General features: G+C 68.0%; 22 protein-coding genes, 2 tRNA genes and 1 riboswitch. Of the genes, 7 read left to right on the top strand and 17 right to left on the bottom strand.

All coding sequences use genetic code 11. The features are described from left to right. Window positions 1-79: 79 nt before the first annotated feature. From FDA38_RS39385 to leuC, 4 genes are all read right to left on the bottom strand, one after another. Complete coding sequence (locus FDA38_RS39385; protein WP_137259297.1) at window positions 80-646, bottom strand: HU family DNA-binding protein; 567 nt, start codon at window positions 644-646, stop codon at window positions 80-82. Window positions 647-816: 170 nt separating this feature from the next. Continuing rightward, window positions 817-1,983 carry a magnesium/cobalt transporter CorA gene (gene corA, locus FDA38_RS39390; RefSeq protein WP_137259298.1) on the bottom strand — a complete coding sequence of 389 codons (1,167 nt, stop codon included), beginning with the start codon at window positions 1,981-1,983 and terminating at the stop codon, window positions 817-819. 257 nt (window positions 1,984-2,240) lie between these two features. After that, window positions 2,241-2,840 carry a 3-isopropylmalate dehydratase small subunit gene (gene leuD / locus FDA38_RS39395; protein ID WP_134111512.1) on the bottom strand — a complete coding sequence of 200 codons (600 nt, stop codon included), beginning with the start codon at window positions 2,838-2,840 and terminating at the stop codon, window positions 2,241-2,243. 14 nt (window positions 2,841-2,854) lie between these two features. Continuing rightward, entirely contained in the window at window positions 2,855-4,279 is a 1,425-nt protein-coding gene (gene leuC, locus FDA38_RS39400) for a 3-isopropylmalate dehydratase large subunit (protein ID WP_137259299.1), read from the bottom strand. 106 nt (window positions 4,280-4,385) lie between these two features. Here leuC and FDA38_RS39405 point away from each other — a divergent pair, with 106 nt between their 5' ends. After that, window positions 4,386-5,105, top strand: a complete 720-nt coding sequence (locus FDA38_RS39405) for an IclR family transcriptional regulator (protein WP_130387568.1) — start codon at window positions 4,386-4,388, stop codon at window positions 5,103-5,105. Between the two features lie 72 nt (window positions 5,106-5,177). Next, window positions 5,178-5,744, top strand: a complete 567-nt coding sequence (locus FDA38_RS39410) for an HdeD family acid-resistance protein (RefSeq protein ID WP_137259300.1) — start codon at window positions 5,178-5,180, stop codon at window positions 5,742-5,744. A 119-nt stretch (window positions 5,745-5,863) separates the two neighbouring features. Here FDA38_RS39410 and FDA38_RS39415 read toward each other — a convergent pair whose 3' ends face one another. From FDA38_RS39415 to FDA38_RS39465, 11 genes are all read right to left on the bottom strand, one after another. After that, entirely contained in the window at window positions 5,864-6,964 is a 1,101-nt protein-coding gene (locus FDA38_RS39415; RefSeq protein ID WP_137259301.1) for a hypothetical protein, read from the bottom strand. Window positions 6,965-7,078: 114 nt separating this feature from the next. Next, entirely contained in the window at window positions 7,079-8,071 is a 993-nt protein-coding gene (locus FDA38_RS39420; RefSeq protein WP_137259302.1) for a LacI family DNA-binding transcriptional regulator, read from the bottom strand. Then, window positions 8,043-8,960 (bottom strand): nucleoside hydrolase, encoded by a 918-nt coding sequence (locus FDA38_RS39425; RefSeq protein ID WP_137259303.1) that lies wholly within the window; start codon window positions 8,958-8,960, stop codon window positions 8,043-8,045. The genes FDA38_RS39420 and FDA38_RS39425 overlap by 29 nt, the downstream gene beginning before the upstream one ends. A 7-nt stretch (window positions 8,961-8,967) precedes the next feature. Further along, window positions 8,968-9,783: a carbohydrate ABC transporter permease gene (locus tag FDA38_RS39430; RefSeq protein WP_137259304.1), complete on the bottom strand. Its 816-nt coding sequence runs from the start codon at window positions 9,781-9,783 to the stop codon at window positions 8,968-8,970. Beyond that, window positions 9,780-10,643, bottom strand: coding sequence for a carbohydrate ABC transporter permease (locus FDA38_RS39435; protein ID WP_137259305.1), 864 nt, complete (start codon window positions 10,641-10,643; stop codon window positions 9,780-9,782). The genes FDA38_RS39430 and FDA38_RS39435 overlap by 4 nt, the downstream gene beginning before the upstream one ends. Next, the gene (locus FDA38_RS39440; RefSeq protein WP_170990018.1) at window positions 10,640-11,932 is read right to left on the bottom strand and encodes an ABC transporter substrate-binding protein; all 1,293 of its coding nucleotides are present in this window, start codon (window positions 11,930-11,932) and stop codon (window positions 10,640-10,642) included. Before FDA38_RS39440 ends, FDA38_RS39435 begins: the two co-directional genes overlap by 4 nt. Before the next feature lie 122 nt (window positions 11,933-12,054). Next, a tRNA-Glu gene (locus FDA38_RS39445) sits at window positions 12,055-12,130 on the bottom strand. A 78-nt stretch (window positions 12,131-12,208) separates the two neighbouring features. Beyond that, a tRNA-Gln gene (locus FDA38_RS39450) sits at window positions 12,209-12,280 on the bottom strand. 118 nt (window positions 12,281-12,398) lie between these two features. Then, window positions 12,399-13,286 carry a CPBP family intramembrane glutamic endopeptidase gene (locus tag FDA38_RS39455; RefSeq protein ID WP_137259307.1) on the bottom strand — a complete coding sequence of 296 codons (888 nt, stop codon included), beginning with the start codon at window positions 13,284-13,286 and terminating at the stop codon, window positions 12,399-12,401. Next, window positions 13,283-14,800 (bottom strand): glutamate--tRNA ligase, encoded by a 1,518-nt coding sequence (gene gltX, locus FDA38_RS39460; protein ID WP_137259308.1) that lies wholly within the window; start codon window positions 14,798-14,800, stop codon window positions 13,283-13,285. Before gltX ends, FDA38_RS39455 begins: the two co-directional genes overlap by 4 nt. Next, window positions 14,793-15,581, bottom strand: a complete 789-nt coding sequence (locus FDA38_RS39465) for a fumarylacetoacetate hydrolase family protein (RefSeq protein WP_137259309.1) — start codon at window positions 15,579-15,581, stop codon at window positions 14,793-14,795. The genes gltX and FDA38_RS39465 overlap by 8 nt, the downstream gene beginning before the upstream one ends. Before the next feature lie 41 nt (window positions 15,582-15,622). Here FDA38_RS39465 and FDA38_RS39470 point away from each other — a divergent pair, with 41 nt between their 5' ends. The 3 genes from FDA38_RS39470 to FDA38_RS39480 are packed head-to-tail and all read left to right on the top strand — an operon-like array spanning window position 15,623 to window position 17,157. Beyond that, the gene (locus FDA38_RS39470) at window positions 15,623-16,105 is read left to right on the top strand and encodes a GNAT family N-acetyltransferase (RefSeq protein ID WP_233715195.1); all 483 of its coding nucleotides are present in this window, start codon (window positions 15,623-15,625) and stop codon (window positions 16,103-16,105) included. Further along, on the top strand, window positions 16,102-16,953 hold the full coding sequence (locus tag FDA38_RS39475) for a 3-methyladenine DNA glycosylase (protein WP_137259311.1): 852 nt from the start codon (window positions 16,102-16,104) through the stop codon (window positions 16,951-16,953). The genes FDA38_RS39470 and FDA38_RS39475 overlap by 4 nt, the downstream gene beginning before the upstream one ends. A gap of 9 nt (window positions 16,954-16,962) precedes the next feature. Next, on the top strand, window positions 16,963-17,157 hold the full coding sequence (locus FDA38_RS39480; RefSeq protein ID WP_137259312.1) for a hypothetical protein: 195 nt from the start codon (window positions 16,963-16,965) through the stop codon (window positions 17,155-17,157). On the opposite strand, the gene FDA38_RS39485 is transcribed toward FDA38_RS39480, so the two are convergent. Together FDA38_RS39485 and FDA38_RS39490 are read right to left on the bottom strand one after the other, a co-directional pair. After that, window positions 17,144-17,764, bottom strand: coding sequence for a class I SAM-dependent methyltransferase (locus FDA38_RS39485; protein ID WP_170990019.1), 621 nt, complete (start codon window positions 17,762-17,764; stop codon window positions 17,144-17,146). The two genes, FDA38_RS39480 and FDA38_RS39485, sit on opposite strands and share 14 nt — an antisense overlap. Further along, window positions 17,761-18,585: a class I SAM-dependent methyltransferase gene (locus FDA38_RS39490; RefSeq protein ID WP_202878043.1), complete on the bottom strand. Its 825-nt coding sequence runs from the start codon at window positions 18,583-18,585 to the stop codon at window positions 17,761-17,763. The genes FDA38_RS39485 and FDA38_RS39490 overlap by 4 nt, the downstream gene beginning before the upstream one ends. 92 nt (window positions 18,586-18,677) lie before the next feature. Here FDA38_RS39490 and FDA38_RS39495 point away from each other — a divergent pair, with 92 nt between their 5' ends. Both FDA38_RS39495 and FDA38_RS39500 read left to right on the top strand, forming a co-directional pair. Next, complete coding sequence (locus FDA38_RS39495) at window positions 18,678-19,946, top strand: Fic family protein (RefSeq protein WP_137259315.1); 1,269 nt, start codon at window positions 18,678-18,680, stop codon at window positions 19,944-19,946. Between the two features lie 65 nt (window positions 19,947-20,011). Beyond that, entirely contained in the window at window positions 20,012-20,593 is a 582-nt protein-coding gene (locus tag FDA38_RS39500; RefSeq protein ID WP_130449042.1) for a DinB family protein, read from the top strand. A gap of 66 nt (window positions 20,594-20,659) precedes the next feature. After that, window positions 20,660-20,827, top strand: a riboswitch (cobalamin riboswitch). Window positions 20,828-20,853: the final 26 nt, after the last annotated feature.

The raw sequence follows: 20,853 nt of genomic DNA on the forward strand, positions 1-20,853 counted from the left end.
TCAACCCCTGGAGTGGGGTGACCGGCCTTCGCTGTACTGCAGGTGGTGCAGGTGGTGCAGGTGCCGCAGTGCGTGAAGATCAGCGAGCGGTACGCTTCGCCGCGGTCTTCTTGGCGGGGGCCTTCTTGGCCGGCGCCTTCTTCGCAACGGTCTTGGCCGGGGCCTTCTTCGCCGGGGCCTTCTTGGCAACGGTCTTCGCCGGAGCCTTCTTGGCAACCGTCTTGGCCGGGGCCTTCTTGGCGACCGTCTTCTTCGCAGCGGCGGTCTTGGTTGCAGCGGCCTTCGCCGGTGCAGCCTTCTTCGCCGGGGCAGCCGCCTTGGTGGCGGTCGCGGCCGGCTTCGGGGCTACCAGCTTCGGCAGCTTCTTGGCGCCGGAGACAACGGCCTTCAGCTCCGCACCCGCGCGGAACTTCGGCACCGTGGTCTTCTTGGCACGCTTGGTCTCACCGGTCCGCGGGTTGCGCACGATGCGCGCACCACGCTCGATGGCCTCGAAGGCACCGAAACCGGTGATGGCGACCTTGCCGCCCTTCTTGGTCAGCTCACGCTGGACGGTGTCGATCACCGATTCCAACGCGTGCTGGGCCTGGCGGCGGTTTCCGTCGAAGTGCACTGCGAGCGCTTCGACCAACTGGCTCTTGTTCACTGCTTCCCTCCGTGAACACTAGGCGTCGAGCACAGCGCTCGATCTCACAGGAACGTTATGGACTCAACACGCCGTTCACAAACACCAACGCGGCAATTCGCCCTTGTTTTGGGCGATTCGTGCCACAATTTGGCCCGATCCGGGCCCTGAGGGCTCTTTTGGCAGCTAACTCACAGCCAGCCGCGGCGTTTGAAGATCTGGTGCAGACCTCCACACACCAAGGCCATCAGGCCGATCGCGAAGGGGTATCCGTACTGCCAGTGCAGCTCCGGCATCTTGTCGAAGTTCATCCCGTAGACGGTGCCGATCAGGGTCGGGGCGAACAGGATCGCCGCCCAGGCAGAGATCCGCTTCACCTCTTCGTTCTGCTCGCTGCTGGCGATCGCGAGGCTCTTCATCTCCTCGTTCTGCTGCTGGGCGACCAGGGTCGCGTTCACCGTCAGGATGTCGCGCAGCAGTTCGCGGAACCCGTCGACCTTCTCCACCACCTCGGTGACGTGGTCGGCGACATCGCGCAGTGAACGTTGCAGTTCCTCGTCCACGCCGTACTTCTGGAATCCGCCGCGCAGCTGCTCGAGCATGCCGACCAGCGGCCGGGTCGCGCGCTGGAACTCGATCACCTCACGGGACAGTTCGTAGATGCGCCGCGACACCTTCGGGTCACCGCGGAACACCTCGGTCTCGATCTCGTCGATGTCGTTCTCGAGACCGGCGACCACCGGAGCGTAGCCGTCGACGACCTTGTCCATGATCGCGTAGAGGACCGCTTCGGCACCTCGGCTGAGCAGCTCGGGATCGCGCTCGACACGACGCCGTACCGCTGCCAGGTTGGGGGCTTCGGCGTGCCGGACCGTCACCACGAAGTCCGGTCCGACGAACACGTGCACCTCACCGAACTCGACCTCCTCGGTCGCGTCCCGGTACCGCGCGGCCTTCAGTACGACGAACAACGTGTCGCCGTACCGCTCCAGTTTCGGCCGCTGATGCGCCTCGTTGGCGTCCTCGATCGCCAGCTCGTGCAGGTCGAACTCCTGCGCCAGCGAGGCGAGCTCGCGGCGGTCCGGCCGGTACAGACCGATCCAGGCCAGGCTGTGCGGGGCCTGGTGCAGCTCGCCGTACGTCTCGGCGAGCGAATCCGGAGAAGCGACCCGGCGGCCGTCGCAGTAGATCGCGCTGTCCACGACGCTGTGCCCCTTGGGCATCTGCGGATCGCGGGGCTGCTTCTCGGCCGGCTCAACGGTGGCGGCGGAAACGGCAGCAGCGTGCTTGCGCGCGGCGGCACGCAGTGACGGGGTGCGGCTGAACGCACGGATGGTGCGAAGGCGCAGGTCGGACATGAGTCCTCCAGGTGCGGTGGATCAGGTGAGTGATGAACACACGTCTGCCCGACCCCACAACTGCTAGAGGAGCTGCCATTCCCTGACGGAGAGGCCCCCCGAAGGTCGAGCGAGACCCGTATGTCTGGAGGGTTCGCTCATCAGCGCCCCACCTCCTTGGTCTCGCAAGCCTTGTTCTGACAACCACGCAAGGGTAACACCAGAGTTATCGCCACCGACCCGCCCAGCGTTACGGCAGCGATAACTCTGGTGGATGATCAGGCCTTCGCCGGAAGGGTTGCCGGCTTGAACGAAGGCCGGGTTGCTTCGTACGCAGCGATGTCGTCGGCGTGCGACAACGTGATGCCGACGTCGTCCAGGCCGTTCAGCAACCGGTAGCGGGTGTAGTCGTCGATCTCGAAGGGTGCCGACACGTCACCGGCTGAGATCGTCTTGTTCTCAAGGTCGACCGTCACCTTGGTGCCCGGGTCGCTCTCGATCGTCGTCCACAGCTGCTCGACGACGTCCTGCTCCACCAGGGCCGCGAGCAGCCCGGCCTTACCGGAGTTGCCGCGGAAGATGTCGCCGAACCGCGACGACACGACCACGCGGAACCCGTAGTCGAGCAGCGCCCAGACCGCGTGCTCACGCGACGATCCGGTGCCGAAGTCCGGTCCCGCGACGAGCACCGAGACCCCGTCGTACTCCGGCTGGTTCAGGACGAACGACGGATCGTTGCGCCAGGCAGCGAACAGCCCGTCCTCGAAGCCGGTGCGGGTGACCCGCTTCAAGTAGACGGCCGGGATGATCTGGTCGGTGTCGACGTTGCTGCGGCGCAGCGGGGCCGCCGTACCGATGTGCTGGGTGAAGGCTTCCATGATTCCGTTGCTCCTCAGGCGTTCGCAGGTACGGCGACGGGCGGCAGGTCGGCCGGTGCGGCCAGGGTCCCGGTGACGGCGGTCGCGGCGGCGACCAGCGGCGACACCAGGTGGGTGCGACCGCCCTTGCCCTGGCGGCCTTCGAAGTTCCGGTTCGAGGTGGAGGCGCTGCGCTCACCCGGGGCCAGCTGGTCCGGGTTCATGCCCAGGCACATCGAGCATCCGGCGCCACGCCACTCGGCGCCGGCGTCCTTGAAGATCGTGTCCAGGCCCTCGGCCTCGGCCTGCAGCCGGACCCGGCCCGACCCCGGGACCACGAGCATCCGGGTGCCCTCGGCAACCTTCCGCCCGGCGAGTACGCCGGCCGCGGCGCGCAGGTCCTCGATCCGGCCGTTGGTGCAGGAGCCCAGGAACACCGTGTCCACGTGGATCTCGCGCATCGGCGTACCGGCGGTGAGGCCCATGTACTCCAGCGCGCGCTCGGCGGCGACCTTGTCGTTCTCGTTGTCGAAGTCGTCCGGCGACGGCACGCTCTCCGACAGCGGGATGCCCTGGCCGGGGTTGGTGCCCCAGGTGACGAACGGCGCGATGTCCTCGGCCCGCAGGACGACCTCGCGGTCGAACGTCGCGTCCTGGTCGGTCGCCAGGCTCTTCCAGTACTCGACCGCTGCTTCCCAGTCGACGCCCTGCGGCGCGTGCGGCTTGTCCTGCAGGTACGCGAACGTGGTCTCGTCCGGCGCGATCATGCCCGCCTTGGCGCCCCACTCGATCGACATGTTGCAGATCGTCATCCGGGCTTCCATGCTCAGGCTCCGGATCGCCTCGCCGCGGTACTCGACGATGTAGCCCTGGCCGCCGCCGGTGCCGACCTTCGCGATCAGCGCCAGCACCAGGTCCTTGGCCGAGACACCGTCCGGCAGTACGCCGTCGACCGTGACGGCCATCGTCTTCGGCCGGGCCTGCATCAACGTCTGAGTGGCCAGCACGTGCTCGACCTCGCTCGTACCGATGCCGAAGGCAATCGCTCCGAACGCGCCGTGCGTCGAGGTGTGGCTGTCACCGCAGACCACGGTCATGCCGGGCTGGGTCAGTCCGAGCTGCGGGCCGATCACGTGCACGACGCCCTGGTCCGGGTCGCCGAGGGTGTGGATCCGGATGCCGAACTCCTCGGCGTTCTTCCGCAGCGTGTCCACCTGGGTGCGCGACACCGGGTCGGCGATCGGCTTGTCCACATCGAACGTCGGGACGTTGTGGTCCTCGGTCGCGATGGTGAGGTCCGGACGCCGTACGCCGCGGCCGGCCAGCCGCAGACCGTCGAAGGCCTGTGGGCTGGTCACCTCGTGAACCAGATGGAGGTCGATGTAGAGAAGGTCGGGTTCTCCGTCGGCATGGCGCACGACGTGCGCATCCCAGACCTTTTCCGACAACGTCCTACCCATCAGACTCTCCTTTGAGATTTGTGGTGAGGTGCTATCGCTCACACTGCGCTTGAAGTCAGTGCAGAAGCGACTTGCGTTCCACGATTCGAGACGGCAGTATCGTCTCATGGACAACTCTAGCGGAGTCGGCGTTCTCGACAAAGCAGCCCTCGTTCTGTCCGCGCTCGAGTCCGGGCCGGCGACCCTGGCCGGTCTCGTGGCGGCCACCGGGCTGGCCCGCCCGACCGCACACCGGCTGGCTGTGGCGCTGGAGCACCACCGTCTGGTCGGCCGCGACATGCAGGGACGGTTCGTGCTCGGACCGCGACTCAGCGAGTTGGCCTCCGCCGCCGGTGAGGACCGGCTGCTCGCGACCGCCGGCCCGGTGCTGGCGCGACTGCGGGACATCACCGGTGAGTCGGCGCAGTTGTTCCGCCGCCAGGGTGAGTACCGGGTGTGCGTCGCCGCTGCGGAGCGTCCGTCCGGTCTGCGCGACACCGTCCCGGTCGGCAGTCAGCTGACCATGGCCGCCGGTTCGGCTGCCCAGATACTGCTTGCCTGGGAGGACCCGGAGCGGATGCACCGCGGCCTCCACAACGCGTCGTTCAACGCGGCCGCGCTGGCCGGCGTACGGCGTCGTGGCTGGGCGCACTCGGTCGGCGAACGGGAGCAGGGTGTCGCGTCCGTCTCGGCCCCGGTCCGCTCCCCCAGCGGCAAGGTGATCGCCGCCGTCTCGGTCTCCGGCCCGATCGAACGTCTGTCCCGCCAGCCGGGTCGGATGCACGCTCCGGCCGTGATGGCCGCGGCCGAGCGACTGTCCGAGGCGCTGCGCCGCGCATCTGAGTAAGTTGCGTTGGTAGTTGTCACGTAGCGCCACCAGGATCACCATGAGGGTGGGAACCCCTCAAGGAGGTCCGACATGGAGCGGGACTGGCTGACCCTCGGCTGGAAGATGTTGCTCGTCCGCGGTGCAATCGGCATCATTTTCGGGATTCTCGCGATCGTGTGGCCGATCCACACCGCGATCGCGTTGGCATTGCTCTGGGGCATCTGGGCCCTGGTCGACGGGATCGGCTCGATCGCCCAGGCGTTCCAGCCCGAGTCGAAGGGCAGCCGGTTGTGGCTGGTCACGCTCGGGGTGATCGCCTTGATCGCGGCCTTCTTCGCGATCACCAGCCCTGGGATGGCAGCGACGACGCTGACCTGGATCCTCGGGATCTGGCTGATCGTCCGGGGCATCTTCGAGCTCGCCGGCGCCTTCAGCAGTCAACAGGTGGTGCCACGCTGGCTCCTCGTGCTGAGCGGACTGCTGTCGATCCTCATCGGCGTACTGTTCGCCGCCAACCCGGGCGCCGGCGCAGTAAGCGTCGCCGTCGTCCTGGGCGTCACAGCGCTGGTCTGGGGCGTGGTCCTCATCGGCGTCGGCTTCTCCGTACGCCGAGAACTCCACAGCGGCCCCGCCCACTCCAGCCCCTCACCCGCATAACAAACACGAGTTAGCACGACGAAGCCGATCGCGCTGCCCCGGTCCCACCGGGCACGCGATCGGCACCGGCCCTGGGCAGGTCGGTGTGCCGGCGCCCCGGGCGCCACCGCACGCTGGGTTTAGCCGAGTGTGTTGCCGCGGTCGGCGCCGGTGATGCGATCGGCCGCCTGCCGTGACGAGTCGGCGGCGACTGCTGAGCCCGCTCCGGCGCCGCCGGGCGCGGTCGGGCCGGTGACACCTGCCGCGCCGGCCACGCCTGCGCTTGCCAGGCGTGTGGCGGCTGCGGTCTCGGCTGTGCGGGTGGCCTCGTTGGCGGGGGTGGTTTCGGCCGGCGCGGCCTCGCGTTCGAGGCGGGTGATGGCGCGGTGGGTGTCCTCGCCGATGCGTCGGCCGAGGACGTCGGCTCGGTCCAGGCGAGCCGGCAGCGACTCCCGCGAGTCGTCCAGTTCCTTCATCGCCGTGGTGAGCTGGTCGCCGATCACCGAGGTGAGCCGGTCGGCCGCCGCCGTACGAACCGCCGCGTCCGCCTGCTGAAGCACCGGCGAGCGGTTGACCAGGATCTCGGCCGCAACCCTCGCCTTGTCCAGCCCGTCCGAGGCGTGCACGCGATCCAGCAGCCGCCCTTCGCCCGGAGTACGCCGCTCCAGCGGGTCGAGGTTGTCCGCGAACGCTTCCACCAGCCGCTCGTTCGGCATCCGTTGCGCCCACCCGTTGCCGCTCCGCAGCGCCCGCTCGACGTCCTGCGAGATCGTCCCCTGGCCCACAAGCTGCGAGACCACATGCCCGTAGTGGAAGCGCGCAACCGCCGTACCGATCGCGTCGGCCAACTGCGACCCCGGCCGGTTCATATCCACACTCAACCGGTTCTGCGCCCGGTCCTGCCGATCCCGCAGCTCACGGTCGGCCCCACGCCCGACCCCCGCGCTGAGCTCACACGTCAGCCCGACGCCGAGCTGCTGCACCTCCGAGATCTCCTCACCGGCAGGCCAACCACGAGACCGACGCCAGCCCGTACTGCGACCAAGCTTCTCCAGCCTGTCCGCGTCGTCGAACCCGACACCGAGCACACCATCGGCGTGCTTCTCCGGCGAAAAGTACGGCCCGAGCAACACGCGCCGATCCCGCCGATCCGGCGGCGTCTCCGCCAACCGCTCGCGGACGGCCGCCTCCCACGCATCGACGAAACGCGCCGCCACCTTGTGGACGGGGACCTCTGCCACAGCTGGCTCCTCGGGTCGCTCGGACTTACCGCGGCAGCGTCGCAGAGCGCAGGGTTCAGCAACCCGGCATCACGACCGGGTTCACGCCGGGTTCACCCGAGATTCAGCGATCGGCTAGCAGCCGCAGGAGGTGCTCGGGATCAGCTCGTAGTCGAGGACGTGCCGTGCGGCCTGGGTGTTCGAGCGATCCAGCAGCAGCTCGACGGCGCGACGTGCAGTCTCCTCGATCGGCTGGCGGACGCTGGCCAGCGGCGGGATCGTCACCGTGCATTCGCTGGTGCCATCGAAGCCCATCACCGCAACGTCTTCCGGCACCCGCAGCCCGGCCTCCCACGCCGCGAACAGTACGCCGAACGCCTGCTCGTCGGTCGAGCAGTAGATCGCCCGCGGCGGCCGCTTCTGCTTGAACCACGGCTGTACGGCGTCACGCGCGGCAAACCGCGACACCGGGCAGGCGACGTACCGCGCCGACGCCCGAGGATGCTTCTCCAGCGCCCATTCGATCCCGCGCCGGTGTTCCGACGTACCGGGCGAATCTTCCGGACCGGTTACGACACCGAGGGTGCGGTAGCCGTGTGACAGCAGGTGATCCGTCGACGCCTCCGCGGCCGCGACGTAGTCGATCGAAAGCGTCGACACCGTCACGCCCTCAGGCACAGGATGCAGAGCAACCACCGGTACGCCGGCCGCGGCGAACCGCTGGATCGCAGGCTCCACCAGCAACGAGACGAGTACGACGCCGTCCACCTTGCGCTCGATGAACGACCCGATGTGCGCGGACTCCTGCTCCGGATCCCCCGCTGAATCACCGATCAGCAGCAAGTGATCATGCTGCCGCGCGAAGTTCTCCAGGTGTTCGGCAAGCGTCGCGAAGTACGGGTTGCGGATCTGCGGGATCAGCAGGCCGAGCGAGTACGTGCGTCCCGCGCTTAGCGCACGGGCAAGGATGTTGGGCCGGTAGTCCAGCTCCGCCGCGGCCTCGAGGACGCGCCGACGCGTCTCAGCGGAGACGGGCCTGGGGCCGTTGTTGAAGACGTAGCTGACGACAGCGGTCGACGTACCGGCCCGCTCCGCGACATCACGAGCCGTCGCCATCGATCTCCCCATGGTGTGCAGCGTATGCCCGCCCCGCCGCCACGATCCGCGCCGTGATCTCCTCAGCCACGGCCTCGGCGTCGACCTCGGTCACGATCCGCACGGATCCACCGGAGTCCGGCGTGAACACGCTGCGCCCGGCGCCATCGCCACCCACCTGGATCGCCACCCGCCCAACGTCCGACGTCTTGAACAATTCCGGGCGACTCAGCACAAGCACCGCAACCGGATCATGCGGCACGTTCCACGTCTCACTCCAGTACGCCCACCACTGCTCGATATCCGCACCGAGCGCCGCCCCCAGTCGACCAGCGGCCCGGATCCGCTCCAGCCGCGACGCCTCGATCGCCACCTGCTGCGTGATCTCCAGCCCGGTGATCGTCGTCGGGATACCGGCGGTCAGCACGATCTGCGCCGCGAGGTCGTCGGACTTGAAGTTGTGCTCCGCCTTGTCGTCGCCGAACGACCCACCCATCACCCACAGATGCCGGATCCACCCAGCCACCTGCGGCTCGAGCTGCAACGCCTTCGCCACATTCGTCAGCGGACCGATCGCGGCAACGTCGAGCTCACCAGGCTGCTCACGTAGCCGTGCCACCAGCCGCTCCGGCGCACTCTCCGCACTGACCGTCTCGGAGGACAGGTCGTCGTGCAGCGTGCCCTCATGCCCGGCCCACCAGACCTCTCGCCCCGACAAGGTCTCCACAGCACCCGGTACGACGACCAGCTCGCGCCCGGCGAGTGCGGCGTACCGGCGGGCGAGTTGAGCGCGTAGCCGGGTGTCGCCGTACACCGTGTGGACCTCGAGCAGCTCGAGGTCCGGGCTGCCCATGATCTGGGCGAGCGCCATGGCGTCGTCGACGTCGGAGCCGATATCGGTGTCGAGAATGAGCTGGTGCATGGTCTCCCTATTTCAGGCCCGTGCTGGACACGGACTGGACGAAGTACCGCTGGAAGCCGGCGATGACGACCAGCGGGATGACGGTGAGTACGACGGCGCCCGCGAACACCAGACCGTAGTCCGCGAAGTTCTGGCCTTGCAGGTTGGACAGGGCCACCGGGCCGAGGATGTGCTTGGCGTCGGTGCCGATCAGCAGTGGCCAGACGTACGACTGCCACTGGAACAGGAACAGCATCAGCCCGGCGCCGATCAGCGCGGGCCGGGACAGCGGCAGGTAGATCCAGCGGAACACGCCGAACCAGCCCAGCCCGTCCAGCCGACCCGCCTCGACGAGCTCGGCCGGGATGCCGAGGAAGAACTGTCGCAGCAGGAAGATCGCCATCCCGTTGCCGATCCCCGGCAACACCAGCCCGGTGAACGTGTTCGTCAGCTGCCAGTCGCGGAACATCGTCGACAGCGGGATCGCGATCGCGTCGAACGGCACGAGGAAGCTCAGTACGACGATGCCGAACACCAGCCCGCGCCCGCGGTACTCGAACGCCGCCAGCCCGAACGCCGCCGACGCACAGACCGCGAGACCGATGACGACCGTCGCCGCGCTGACCAGGATCGAGTTGAGCGTCGCGCGACCGACATCGCTGCTCAGCAGGGCCGAGTAGTTGTGCAACGTCGGCTTCAACTCGAAGAACGTCTGCCACGACAACGTCAGATGCGCGAACGTCTCCGAACCCGGCCGCAGTGAGTTCGTCAACACCCACAGCAGCGGCAGGAAGAACAGAATGCCGATGACTCCGCCGAGCACCGACAAGCTCGCGCGCTTCACTGGTCACCTCGCAACAGCCGGAACTGCCCGGCCACGATCGCGAGCGTCAGCGCCACCAGGATGACGACCTCGGCCTGCGCCACGTGGATGTCGCCGATCGCGTACGCGCGGGTGTAGACGTCGTACATCAGCAGGTTGCTGTTCCCGTTCGGGCCGCCCTTGGTGAGGATCTGCACCGGCGCGAACACGAGCAGATTCGAGACTGTGTCGGCGACAAGGACGAACGCGAGCGGTCGGCGTACCAGCGGGAGGATGACCGACACCATCCGGCGCCAGGCACTCGCACCGTCGAGCAGCGCGGCCTCGCGGACCTCGACCGGGACCTCCTGGATGCCGGCGATCAGGAACAGCATCCAGTACCCGACGCCGATCCATGAGAGCAGCACGATCAGCGACGGCAGCACCTGGCCGGACGACGTCAGGAACTGCTGCGCGGACAGACCGAGCCGCTCGAGTACGCCGTTCGCGAGACCGTCCGGCCGGTAGATGACGCTCCAGATCACTGCCGACACCGCAGGCGGGGTGGCTATCGGCAGGATGACCAGGGTGCGCCACAGCTTCGAGCCCGCCGCGCGCTGGGTGAACAGAACTGCCAGGAGGAACGAGACGACTACCTGGATCGGGTTCACCAGCACGGTGAAGAGCAGCGTCACGCCGACCGACTGCCGGAAGTCCTTGTTCGACAGCAGATCCGTGTAGTTGCCCAGCCCCGCGAACACCCGCCCACCGCGCAGCAGACTCTCCGTGTAGAAGCTCTCGACCACGGCCGAGATCGCCGGGACGATCCGCAGTACGGCCAGACACAGCAGCGCCGGCGCGAGGAAGGCAAGGGCGATCAGCCCTTGCCCACGCTTCCTCATTTAATCGACTTCCAAGCGTCGGTGAGCTGGCGGGTCGCCTCCTGCAGCCGCGTGTCGGAGTTCGTGCCGTTGCGGATGTCGGCGAACGCCTTGCCCATGACTTCCTCGAACTGGATGTACCCGACACTCACCGGCCGCGACACCGCGGTGTGCTCACTCTCGTACGCCGTGATCGCGGCAGCGCCGGCCGTCTTCGTACCGGAGAACGCGTCCATCTTCGGGGTGTACTGCTTCTGCGCCTCGAGGTTGGCCGGGATGATCGTCGTCGTACTGGTCGTGGCCAGATTGCCGGCGGCATCGAGCGTCGCGAACTCGAGGAACTTGCGCGCCATCCCCTGCTGCTTCGACGCCGGGTTGATGCCGAGCGACCACGACCCGGTCGGCGTCACCGGCTTGCCGCCCTGGAAGTACGGCAGCGGCGCGACGCCCCAGTCGATCTTCGAGCTGCCGAAGATCTTCAAGTCCCACGGGCCGCCGACGAAGAACGCCACGTTGCCGTTCGCGAACACCGGACCGGTCTGGAACCCGCCGATCCCCCGCGGCGACAGTCCGCTCGCGAAGGTAGCGCCGTACCACTGCATGGCCTTCTTCCAGCCGTCGGTCTCGACCGCCGGAGTGAGCGCGTCGTCGCCTTCGATGCCGGAGCCGCCGCCGAGCGACTCGGCCAGCGGCTGCAGCTGGTAGTACGCCTCGGGCTGCTCCATGAACAGGCCGTACTTCGTACCGCCCGACTGCATCGCCTTGCGGCCGGCTGCCTCGACCTGCTCCCAGGTCCAGCGCTGCTGCGGGTCCGCCGTCGGTGGGGTCACGTTCGCCTTCGCGAGCGCGGTCTTGTTGTAGAAGAGGAACTGCGTCGAGTTCCACATCGGCAGCGACCACAGCTTGTCGCGGAAGTGGTTGGTCTTGTACGCCGCCGCGCTGACCTTCGTCTTCACCTGGCCGTCGAGGTCGCTGAGATCGGTGAGGAAGCCCTTCGCGGCGAGCTGCGAGACCCGCGGCTCGTCGACCGTGTAGACGTCGATGCCCGCGTCCTTCGCGCTCAGCCGCTGCTGCATGGTCGCGTTGAACTGGTCGAACGGAATCTGCGTGTAGGCGACCTTGATCCCCGGGTTCTTCGCCTCGAAGGCCTTGATCACCGGCTGGTAGGTCTCGGCGTTGTCGGTGCCGGTGAACGAGATCGTCCCGGTCGCCGGGCCGGAGTCGGTCGCAGCGGGCTGGTCGGACGAGCCGCACCCGGCGACTAGCAGGGTCGCCGTGATGACGGCGGCTGGCAAGAGGTTCCGGCGCACGGCGGTCCCCTTTCTGAAGTGGTCTAAGCGCTTAGACTCTAAGCGGTTAGATCTTGCCGTGTCCAGCGATCGGGGCAGAACGCACGAAGGCCCCCGTCCGCGAGGACGGGGGCCTTGTTCTCTGGTAGCCCCGACGGGATTCGAACCCGCGCTACCGCCTTGAGAGGGCGGCGTGCTAGGCCGCTACACAACGGGGCCAGAGTGTTGTCAGCCGGACCTTGCGGTCCGGGCAACGAGGTTGAACTCTACCGATTCTCATCGGTGCGGTCCAATCCGCTGGGGTACTAGGACTCGAACCTAGACTAACTGAACCAGAATCAGACGGGCTGCCAATTACCCCATACCCCAAAGGCATTTCACCGTTGCTGGGAGTTTGTTTCCGCCCTCACCAACCCGGCTCGGAGAGCTTACCCGAGGCGAGGACCGGACACCAAAACGGGCCCCCTCCGGCGCGTTGTCACTCCCGTCACACCAGACTCTTCCGGTTGTCCGTGGTCAACCCGAGCCGGCGCGCGATCACCAGCGCGACCGCACCGAACACGACGAACTTCACCACGTCAACCGTCACCAGCGACCACGGCGCATCCTTCACGCCGAGGCTCGCCCCGACGGTGTTGGTCAGCGCCGCGAAGATGAACGTCACCACGTTGTTCGCCGCGTGCGCCGAGATCGACGCCTCCAGACCACCCGTGCGTACGACGAGGACCGCCGCGACCAGACCGAACGCGAGCCGGTCGACGAACAGCGCCGGACTCTGCCACGGCCAGATCCCGTGCGCCGCCGTGAACAGCAACGCGGTCACGACAACGACAATCGCCGTACTGCGAACCAACGCGCCCATCGCCTGCAGCAGGTACCCGCGGAAGTAGTACTCCTCCCCCGCGGCCTGGAACGTCGACGTGAGCAGCGTGACGACGATGACCGCGATCGCGTCCGGCGCCGCGCCACCGCCGTGCCGCTCGCCGGTCGCGAGCTGGATGTCGCCGAACTGGACCACGGCCAGCGCCAGCAGTTCGATCACGATCGCCGCGACGGCGAACCAGGCCAGCGGCCGCCAGCGCAGTCCGCCGGCCACCGAGGACAACAACCCCGGTGGCTGCCGGTTGAGCTTGCGGGCGACGAGCATGCTGAGCGGGATCAGCACGATCAGCGTCAGGTTCGTCGCGAGCAGTCCGAACCAGGACAGCGTGCCCTCGGGATCCTTCCGGATCGCCTGCTGGATGCCGAGGATGATCACGCTCGCGACCATCCAGCCGACCAGGATGGTCAGCGCGCCCAGGACGACGTACCCGCTCGGGGCATCGGGGTTGCGCAGCAGCCGCTGGTACGACGTACGCGGTGTCAGCTCGCTCATGACAGCGACGACACGGTACGGCGCGCCTGCTCGAGGCGGCGCAGGGACTTCTCCCGGCCGAGCAGCTCGAGCGACTCGAACAGCGGCGGCGAGATCCGGCGACCGGAGATCGCCACCCGGACCGGGCCGAACGCGTTCTTCGGCTTCAGCCCGAGGCCGTCGATCAGCGACGCCCGGAGCGCCGCCTCGATCGCCTCGGTCGTCCAGTCGCAATCGCCGAGCGCCTTGGCCGACGCATCCAGTACGGCGCCGGCGTCACCGGTCAGCACCTTCGCGGCGGCATCCGGGTCGATCGTGAACGCGTCCTCGTCGACGAACAGGAACCCGAGCATGTCGACCGACTCGGACAGCGTGTTCATCCGCTCCTGCACCAGCGGTACGGCGGCCTGCAGCGTCGCGAGCTGGTCCGCCGACGGCTCTGCCGGGAGCACGCCCGCGCCGGCCAGGAACGGGATCGTCCGCTGCGCGAAGTCGTCCGGCGGCAGCATCCGCATGTGCGCCGCGTTGATCGCCTCGCACTTCTTCGGGTCGAAGCGGGCCGCGTTCGAGTTCACCTTGCGGACGTCGAAGGCCTTGACCATCTCGTCCATCGTGAACACGTCGCGGTCGTCGGCGATCGACCAGCCGAGCAGGGCCAGGTAGTTCAGCAGACCCTCGGGCAGGAACCCGCGCTGCATGTACTCGCCGAGGCCGGAGCCCGGGTCGCGCTTGGACAGCTTCTTGTTGCCCTCGCCCATCACGAACGGCAGGTGCCCGAACCGCGGCGTCCGGCCGCCGCCGACACCGATCTCGGCCAGCGCCTCGTACAGCGCGATCTGACGCGGCGTCGACGAGAGCAGATCCTCGCCGCGCAGTACGTGGGTGATCTCCATCAGCGCGTCGTCGACCGGGTTCACCAGCGGGTAGAGCGGGTAGCCGTTCGCGCGGACCAGGACGTAGTCGCCCAGGTTCTCCGGGAGGAACGTGATCTCGCCGCGGACCAGGTCGTCGAACACGATCGGGCGGTCGGGCATCCGCAGGCGGACCACGGGGCGGCGGCCTTCCTCGACGTACGCCTGGATCTGCTCGGGGCTGAGGTTGCGGCAGTGGCCGTCGTACCCGCTGTGCTCGCCGGCCGTACGGGCGGCCTCGCGGCGCTGGTCGAGCTCCTCCTGCGAGCAGTAGCAGTGGTACGCCTTGTTCGCGGCGAGCAGCTTGGCGACGACGTCGGCGTACACGTCCATCCGCTCGGACTGCAGGTACGGCCCGTAGTCGCCGCCGGCCCCGGGACCTTCGTCCCAGGTGAGGCCGAGCCAGCGCAGCGAGTCGTAGGTGTACTGGTAGCCCTCTTCGGTGTTGCGGGCGGTGTCGGTGTCCTCGATCCGGAGCACGAGCTTGCCGCCGTAGTGCCGGGCGAAGGCCCAGTTGAACAGCGCGCTGCGGATGTTGCCGACGGTCAGCAGGCCGGTCGGCGACGGTGGGAACCGAACCCTCACCCCCGCGGGCTCGAGATCTCCCAGTACGTCGTCAGTCACGGACGATCACCCTGTTCGTCAGAGTTCCGATGCCTTCGACGCTGACCGAGACCTCGTCACCGGGCAGCATCGGGCCGACGCCCGCCGGGGTGCCGGTGAGCACCACGTCGCCGGGCAGCAGCGTGGTGAACGAGGTGATGAAGGCAAGCACCTCGGGGATGTCGAAGATGAACTGCGACGTCCGGCCGTCCTGCTTGGGCTCGCCGTTCAGCTCGGTGCTGACCCGCAGGTCGGACGCGTCGAGCTCGGTGCTGATCCACGGGCCGAGCGGGCAGAACGTGTCGTACCCCTTGGCCCGGGCCCACTGCCCGTCGGTCTTCTGCAGATCGCGCGCGGTGACGTCGTTGGCGATCGTGTAGCCGAAGATCACCTCGTTGGCCCGCTCCTTGGGCAGGTCGCGGCAGATCCGGCCGATCACGATCGCCAGCTCGCCCTCGAAATTCAGGTCGTGGGTCTGCTCCGGATAGACGATGCCGTCGCGCGGGCCGATCACGCTGGTGTTCGGCTTCAGGAAGATCAGCGGCTGTTCGGGTACGTCGTTGCCGAGCTCCTGCGCGTGCGCAGCGTAGTTGCGGCCGACGCAGACCACCTTGCTGCGCGGGATGACCGGCGCGAGCAACCGGACGTCGGCGAGCTGCAACCGCTCCCCGGTGAACTTCACCGGCCGGTAGAGCGGGTCCGAGTCGAGAACGTTGACCGTCCCGACGAGTCCCTCGGGGTCATCGGTCTCGACCATGCCGTACTTCGGCTCGTCATCCACAGAGAATCTGGCGATACGCACGGGGCGAGCCTACCGTCGCCTTCGGATGAGACAGTTAGCTGGTGACTGTAGAGATCCGCCTGGCTGTTCCTGCCGAGTACGACGCCGTTGGTGAGCTGACCGTGGAGGCGTACTCGCACGACGGGTTCGTCCGCGGCCAGTACGCGATGACGCTGCGCGCCGCCGCCGACCGCGCCGCCAAGGCCGAGCTCTGGGTCGCGGCGGACTCCTCCGGTCTGTTGGGCACGGTCACCTACTGCCCCGTCGGCTCCGTCTACCGCGAGATCGGACGAGACGACGAGGGCGAATTCCGCATGCTCGGCGTAGCCGGCCGGGCACGCGGCCTCGGCGTCGGTACGGCGCTCACCGAGCGCTGTATAGAACGGTCCCGCGAGCAGGGCCTGCACCGAGTAGTCCTGTGCAGCGCCAGCTACATGACCACAGCCCACCGCATCTACGAACGCCTCGGCTTCACCCGCCTCCCCGAACGCGACTGGGCCCCCATCCCCGGCGTAGACCTGTTCGCGTTCGCCCTGGACCTATGACCACCACGCTCGCCTTTGCCGAGTGGTCGTCGTACGCGATGGACCATGCGGCCCGCGTCGACGGGCTGGTGGCCGGGCATGTCGAGCGGCGGAAGCGGCGTGAGGCTCATCCGGTGGAGGACTTTCTGTTCACCTATTACTCCACTCGTCCGAACCAGCTGCGGGTCTGGCATCCCGGGCCGGGGGTGCGGTTGCTCGAGGCGTCGGAGTACGGCGATCGTCGGGGTTATGTGGTGGTGGACGGGGCTGCGTCACTCGACCCGGCTGAGATCGCGCGGCGGGCGGACAACATTGCGTGGATCCGGGGGTTGCTCGCGGCGACGCTGGAGCGGCAGGCGCAGTTCGGGTGTTTCGGTCTGCACGAGTGGGCGATGGTCTACCGGACGTCCGACGTACGGCATGAGAGGTGGCCGCTGCGGTTAGGGGCCGAGGGCACCGATCGGGTCGTCGAGTCGCACAAGGTCGCGTGCTCGCATTTCGACGCGTTCCGGTTCTTCACGCCGTCTGCGCGGCCGTTGAACGTGTTGCAGCCGACCCGCGAGTCCCAGCCGGCGTTGGAGCAAGGCGGGTGCCTGCACGCCAACATGGACCTCTACAAATGGGCGACCAAGCTGATGCCGTTCACGCCGAGCTCTTTGCTGCTGGACTGCTTCGAGCTCGCCCGCGACATCCGCACGCTCGACATGCAGGCGTCGCCGTACGACCTGGCGCCGCTCGGCTATCCGCCGGTCCGGATCGAGACGGCTGAAGGCAAAGCGGAGTACACAGCAGCCCAACGGGCCTTCGCCGACCGCGCTCGTCCGCTCCGCCGCCAACTCGTGACCCTTTGCGACGAGCTCCTCGGCTAACCTCGCACCATGGGAAAGATCGTCGCCACCGCCATCGCCGCACTCCTCATCGCGATCGGCTGCGTCTGGACCCTGCAGGGCCTCGGCTACGTCAAGGGCAGCTCGATGACCGGCAGCACCCTCTGGGCAACGGTCGGCCCGATCGTGGCCGCCTTCGGTGTCGCCCTCATCTTCGTGGCCTTCCGCGGCCCTAAGAAACGCTGACCACAGCCCACTGGTAGTGCATGGCACGGTCGTCGTCCCAGGTCGTCCACTCGTCCACGACGCCGTACCGCTCGAGTGCCGAACGCAGTCCGTCGTCGGTGCGGATGCTGAAGAACCGCCCGGGCCCGAAGCCCGTCCCGTCCTCCCAGACCTGCTCGCCGCCGGTAGCGCTCCCCCACAATCCGATCGCCAGCGGCGCATCCGGCTTGAGCACCCGGACGATCTCGGTCAACGCTCGATCGAGATCCTCATCGGCGACATGCAGCAGCGTGCTCATCGTCCAGCCCGCGTCGAAGGCCCGGTCCTCGAACGGCAACTCCAGCACGGACGCCACCTGAGCCTCCAGCCCGAGCGCCCGGCACGCCTCGACGCTCGCCGGTGAGAGGTCCACGCCGGTGTAGGCGAATCCTGCGGCGGCGATCGCCTCGCCGTCGCGGCCGGGGCCGCAGCCGAGCTCGATGACGCTGTGGCGACCTTCGTCGCGCAGCCGTGCGAGGAAAGCGGTCCGGTGAGCGACGCGCGGCTCGGGCAGTGCGCGATCGGTGCGCGCCTGGACCTCGTTGGAGTAGTAGGTGATCAGGTTCTGCTCGCGTTCGCTGCGGCTCATGGCTTGGTGACCTTCAGGGCGAAGAGGAGTGGGATGCGGGGTGCGCTGTCCGGGAGGCGCCACCAGCCGTCGGGTGTAGGTTCCATCGTCGACCAGCGCGGCCATGGGAGGACTTCGGATTCGCGCAGGCTGGTGAGATGGAAGCCGGCGCCGGCGAGAGTGGTGGTGATTTCGCCGAGGCCGTGGCGCCATTCGTAGCTGGTCTGGCGGCCGGGGACCTCGTCGCCGGTGTAGGTGACGGTGGAGTCGTGGGCGATCGGACCGCGGCCTTCGAGGTAGTCGGCGCGAAGGACCAGGTCGTCGGACTCGCCAGGTAGGGAGACCTCGCGGAGCGAGTTCAGCAGCGGGTGGAACTCGACGATGTAGAGCACGCCGCCAGGCTTGAGCAGGTTGTGGACGACCTCGGCCCACTCCTTCAGGTCAGGCAGGTAACACAGCGCACCTTTGCCCGTGTAGACGATGTCGAACTGCTGTCCACCGACCGCCTCGACCGCGTCGTACACATTCGCGTACAGGTAGTCGACCTCGACTCCCGCCGCGTCGGCGATCCGCCGCGCGGCCTCCAGCGACTCACTGGACAGATCGAGCCCGCTGGTCCGCGCACCGCGCCGCGCGAACGCGATCGTCTCGGTGCCCAGATGACACTGCAGGTGCACTACGTCGCGACCGTCGAGCGGACCGAGATCCTCCCACTCGTAGTCGGCGAACCAGAACTCCGCCGGCCGGTCGTAGAAGTCGCTCGCCGCATGCAACGGCGCTCGAGCGTCCCAGTCGGCTTCGTTGGCGGCCACCATCTCCTGTGTCTGCGCATCGAGAGTCACAACGAGCAGTTTGCCCACAGGTGGGTCCACAGGCAGGTACGCTCCCATCCACAGCTCTTGTTCAAGGTTTGTGGATAAGGTTGAATAAGGGTATGGCACGGGTGGAGTTACATCGGTGGCCCGGGCACCCCGACGGGTTCACCCGGGCGGAGCGGCTCGGCGGGTCGTACGAGCTGTACTTCCCCGATCCGCTGGTCGGTCGCGAGTTCGATCTGAGTGAGGACGTACTCGCGGTGCTCGAGGACGCCGCGGGTGATCTGGCGCGGCTCGACGCGACCGCGGCGGTGCTGACGAACAGCGAGGCGTTGGCGCGGCTCCTGCTGCGGGCCGAGGCGGTCGGCTCGTCGCACATCGAGGGGCTCGTCGTCGGGGCGCGGCGGTTGCTGAAGGCCGACGTACTGCGAGCGAGCACGCGGGACGTGACCGCCGAGGAGGTGCTCGGCGCGGTCGACGCGATGACCTGGGTGACCGAGTCCGTGCAGGCCGGCGACAAGCTCGAGGTGGATCACCTGCTCGAGGCGCATCGCCGGTTGATGGCGCAGTCGCCGCACTCGGAGTACGCCGGCGAGATCCGCTACCTGCAGAACTGGATCGGCGGCCGCTCCCCCGCCGAGGCGTACTACGTCCCGCCGCCGGCGCAGCTGATCCCGGAACTGCTCGAGGACCTGGTCAGCTTCATCCGCGAGTCGCGGCTGCCGGTGCTCGCGAAGGCCGCGATCGCGCACGCGCAGTTCGAGACCATCCATCCCTTTGCCGACGGCAACGGCCGGACCGGGCGAGCGCTGATCCACCTGATCCTGCGCGCCGAGGGACTCGTCACGCGCACCGTCCCGCCGGTCTCGCTCTCGCTTGCCACGCATACATCGGAGTACGTCGACGCCCTGACCGCCTTTCGGTACGTCGGACGCGCGACGACCCCGAAGGCACGCGCCGCCGCGAACCCGTGGCTGCGGATGTTCGCGATGGCCTGCACGCATGCGACCGCCGAGGCCGCGCGCTTCGAGCGGGCCGCAGTCGATCTCAAGGCGGCCTGGCGGGAACGTGCGGCGCCGGTCCGAGCAGGCTCCGCGACCGAGCTCCTGATCGACGCGCTGCCCGCCGCGCCGGTCCTCACGCTCGCCGCCGCGGCGCAGCTCATCGACCGCTCGCAGCAGGCCGCCAACCAAGGGCTCGCACGGCTGGTCGAGGCGCGCATCCTGCGCGAGGTCACCGACGGCCGGCGCAACCGCGTCTACGAGGCGCCCGAGCTCATCGACGCCTTCACGCTGCTCGAACGCCGCTTCGCCAGTCCGGCCGCGGACACGCGGATCGAGCCGCCTAGCAGACCCGTTCCGGCGAGGCCAGAACCGACACACCAGTGAATTGACTTTCGTCTCCCCGGCGAGCAAGAATTCGAACATATGTTCGATCGTACAGGGGAGAAGTGATGTCGGAGGCGTTCGACTGGGACATCCTGCACAAGCCATCGGCGATGGCCATGGTGCGCGGCCAGCTCGGCTTCAGCTGGATGGTGCTGTCCGGGCGCCTCGCCCAGTTGACCGACGAGCAGTACTTCTGGCGACCGAGCAGCGAGGCGCTGACCGTCGTCCGGCGGCACTACGCCGGCCACTTCCGATCACTCGGGTCCGGCGAATGGGTCGCGCAGTGGCCCGACGAGCCGGACCATCGCGGTCCCCGCACGATCGCCTGGCTGATCGCCCATCTCACCGAGACCTTCTTCGAGCGATGGGAGTGGACGTTCGGCGCGAGTCAGCAGGGGCGCGCGGATATCAACCTGCACGGCAACGCCCGCGATGCGGTGGCCTGGCTGACCTATTGGGTCGAGGCCTGGCGCGATGCGATCGCCGCGCTCGACGAGGACGAGGTGATGACGGTCGGGCTGAGCCAGGCCAACGAACTCGACGCCGGCGAGCCGTTCGGCCACGTCGTGCTGCGGCTGAATCGCGAGCTGATCCACCACGGCTCGGAGATCATGACGCTCCAGGACCTCTATGCGGTCGCGGCGTGAGATTGCGGACCACAAGATGTGCGACACGCGGCGTGGCGCTACCACAAGATCTAGATCGCTCCGCCTAGCATCACTACTGCTGGTGGTTCGGAGTGGCCGGCACCACAAGATGTGGGCCACTTTGAGGCAACAGGGGAATCCGGTGCGAATCCGGAGCTGCCCCGCAACGGTGAGCGGATGTGCTGTCGAGAGACGTCCGCAAGTCCGGATACCTGCCACTGGTACGTGCACCGCCGGTGCATGTGGTCCGAGACCTCGCG

The organism is Kribbella jiaozuonensis (assembly GCF_005233875.1).
GTDB lineage: Bacteria > Actinomycetota > Actinomycetes > Propionibacteriales > Kribbellaceae > Kribbella > Kribbella jiaozuonensis.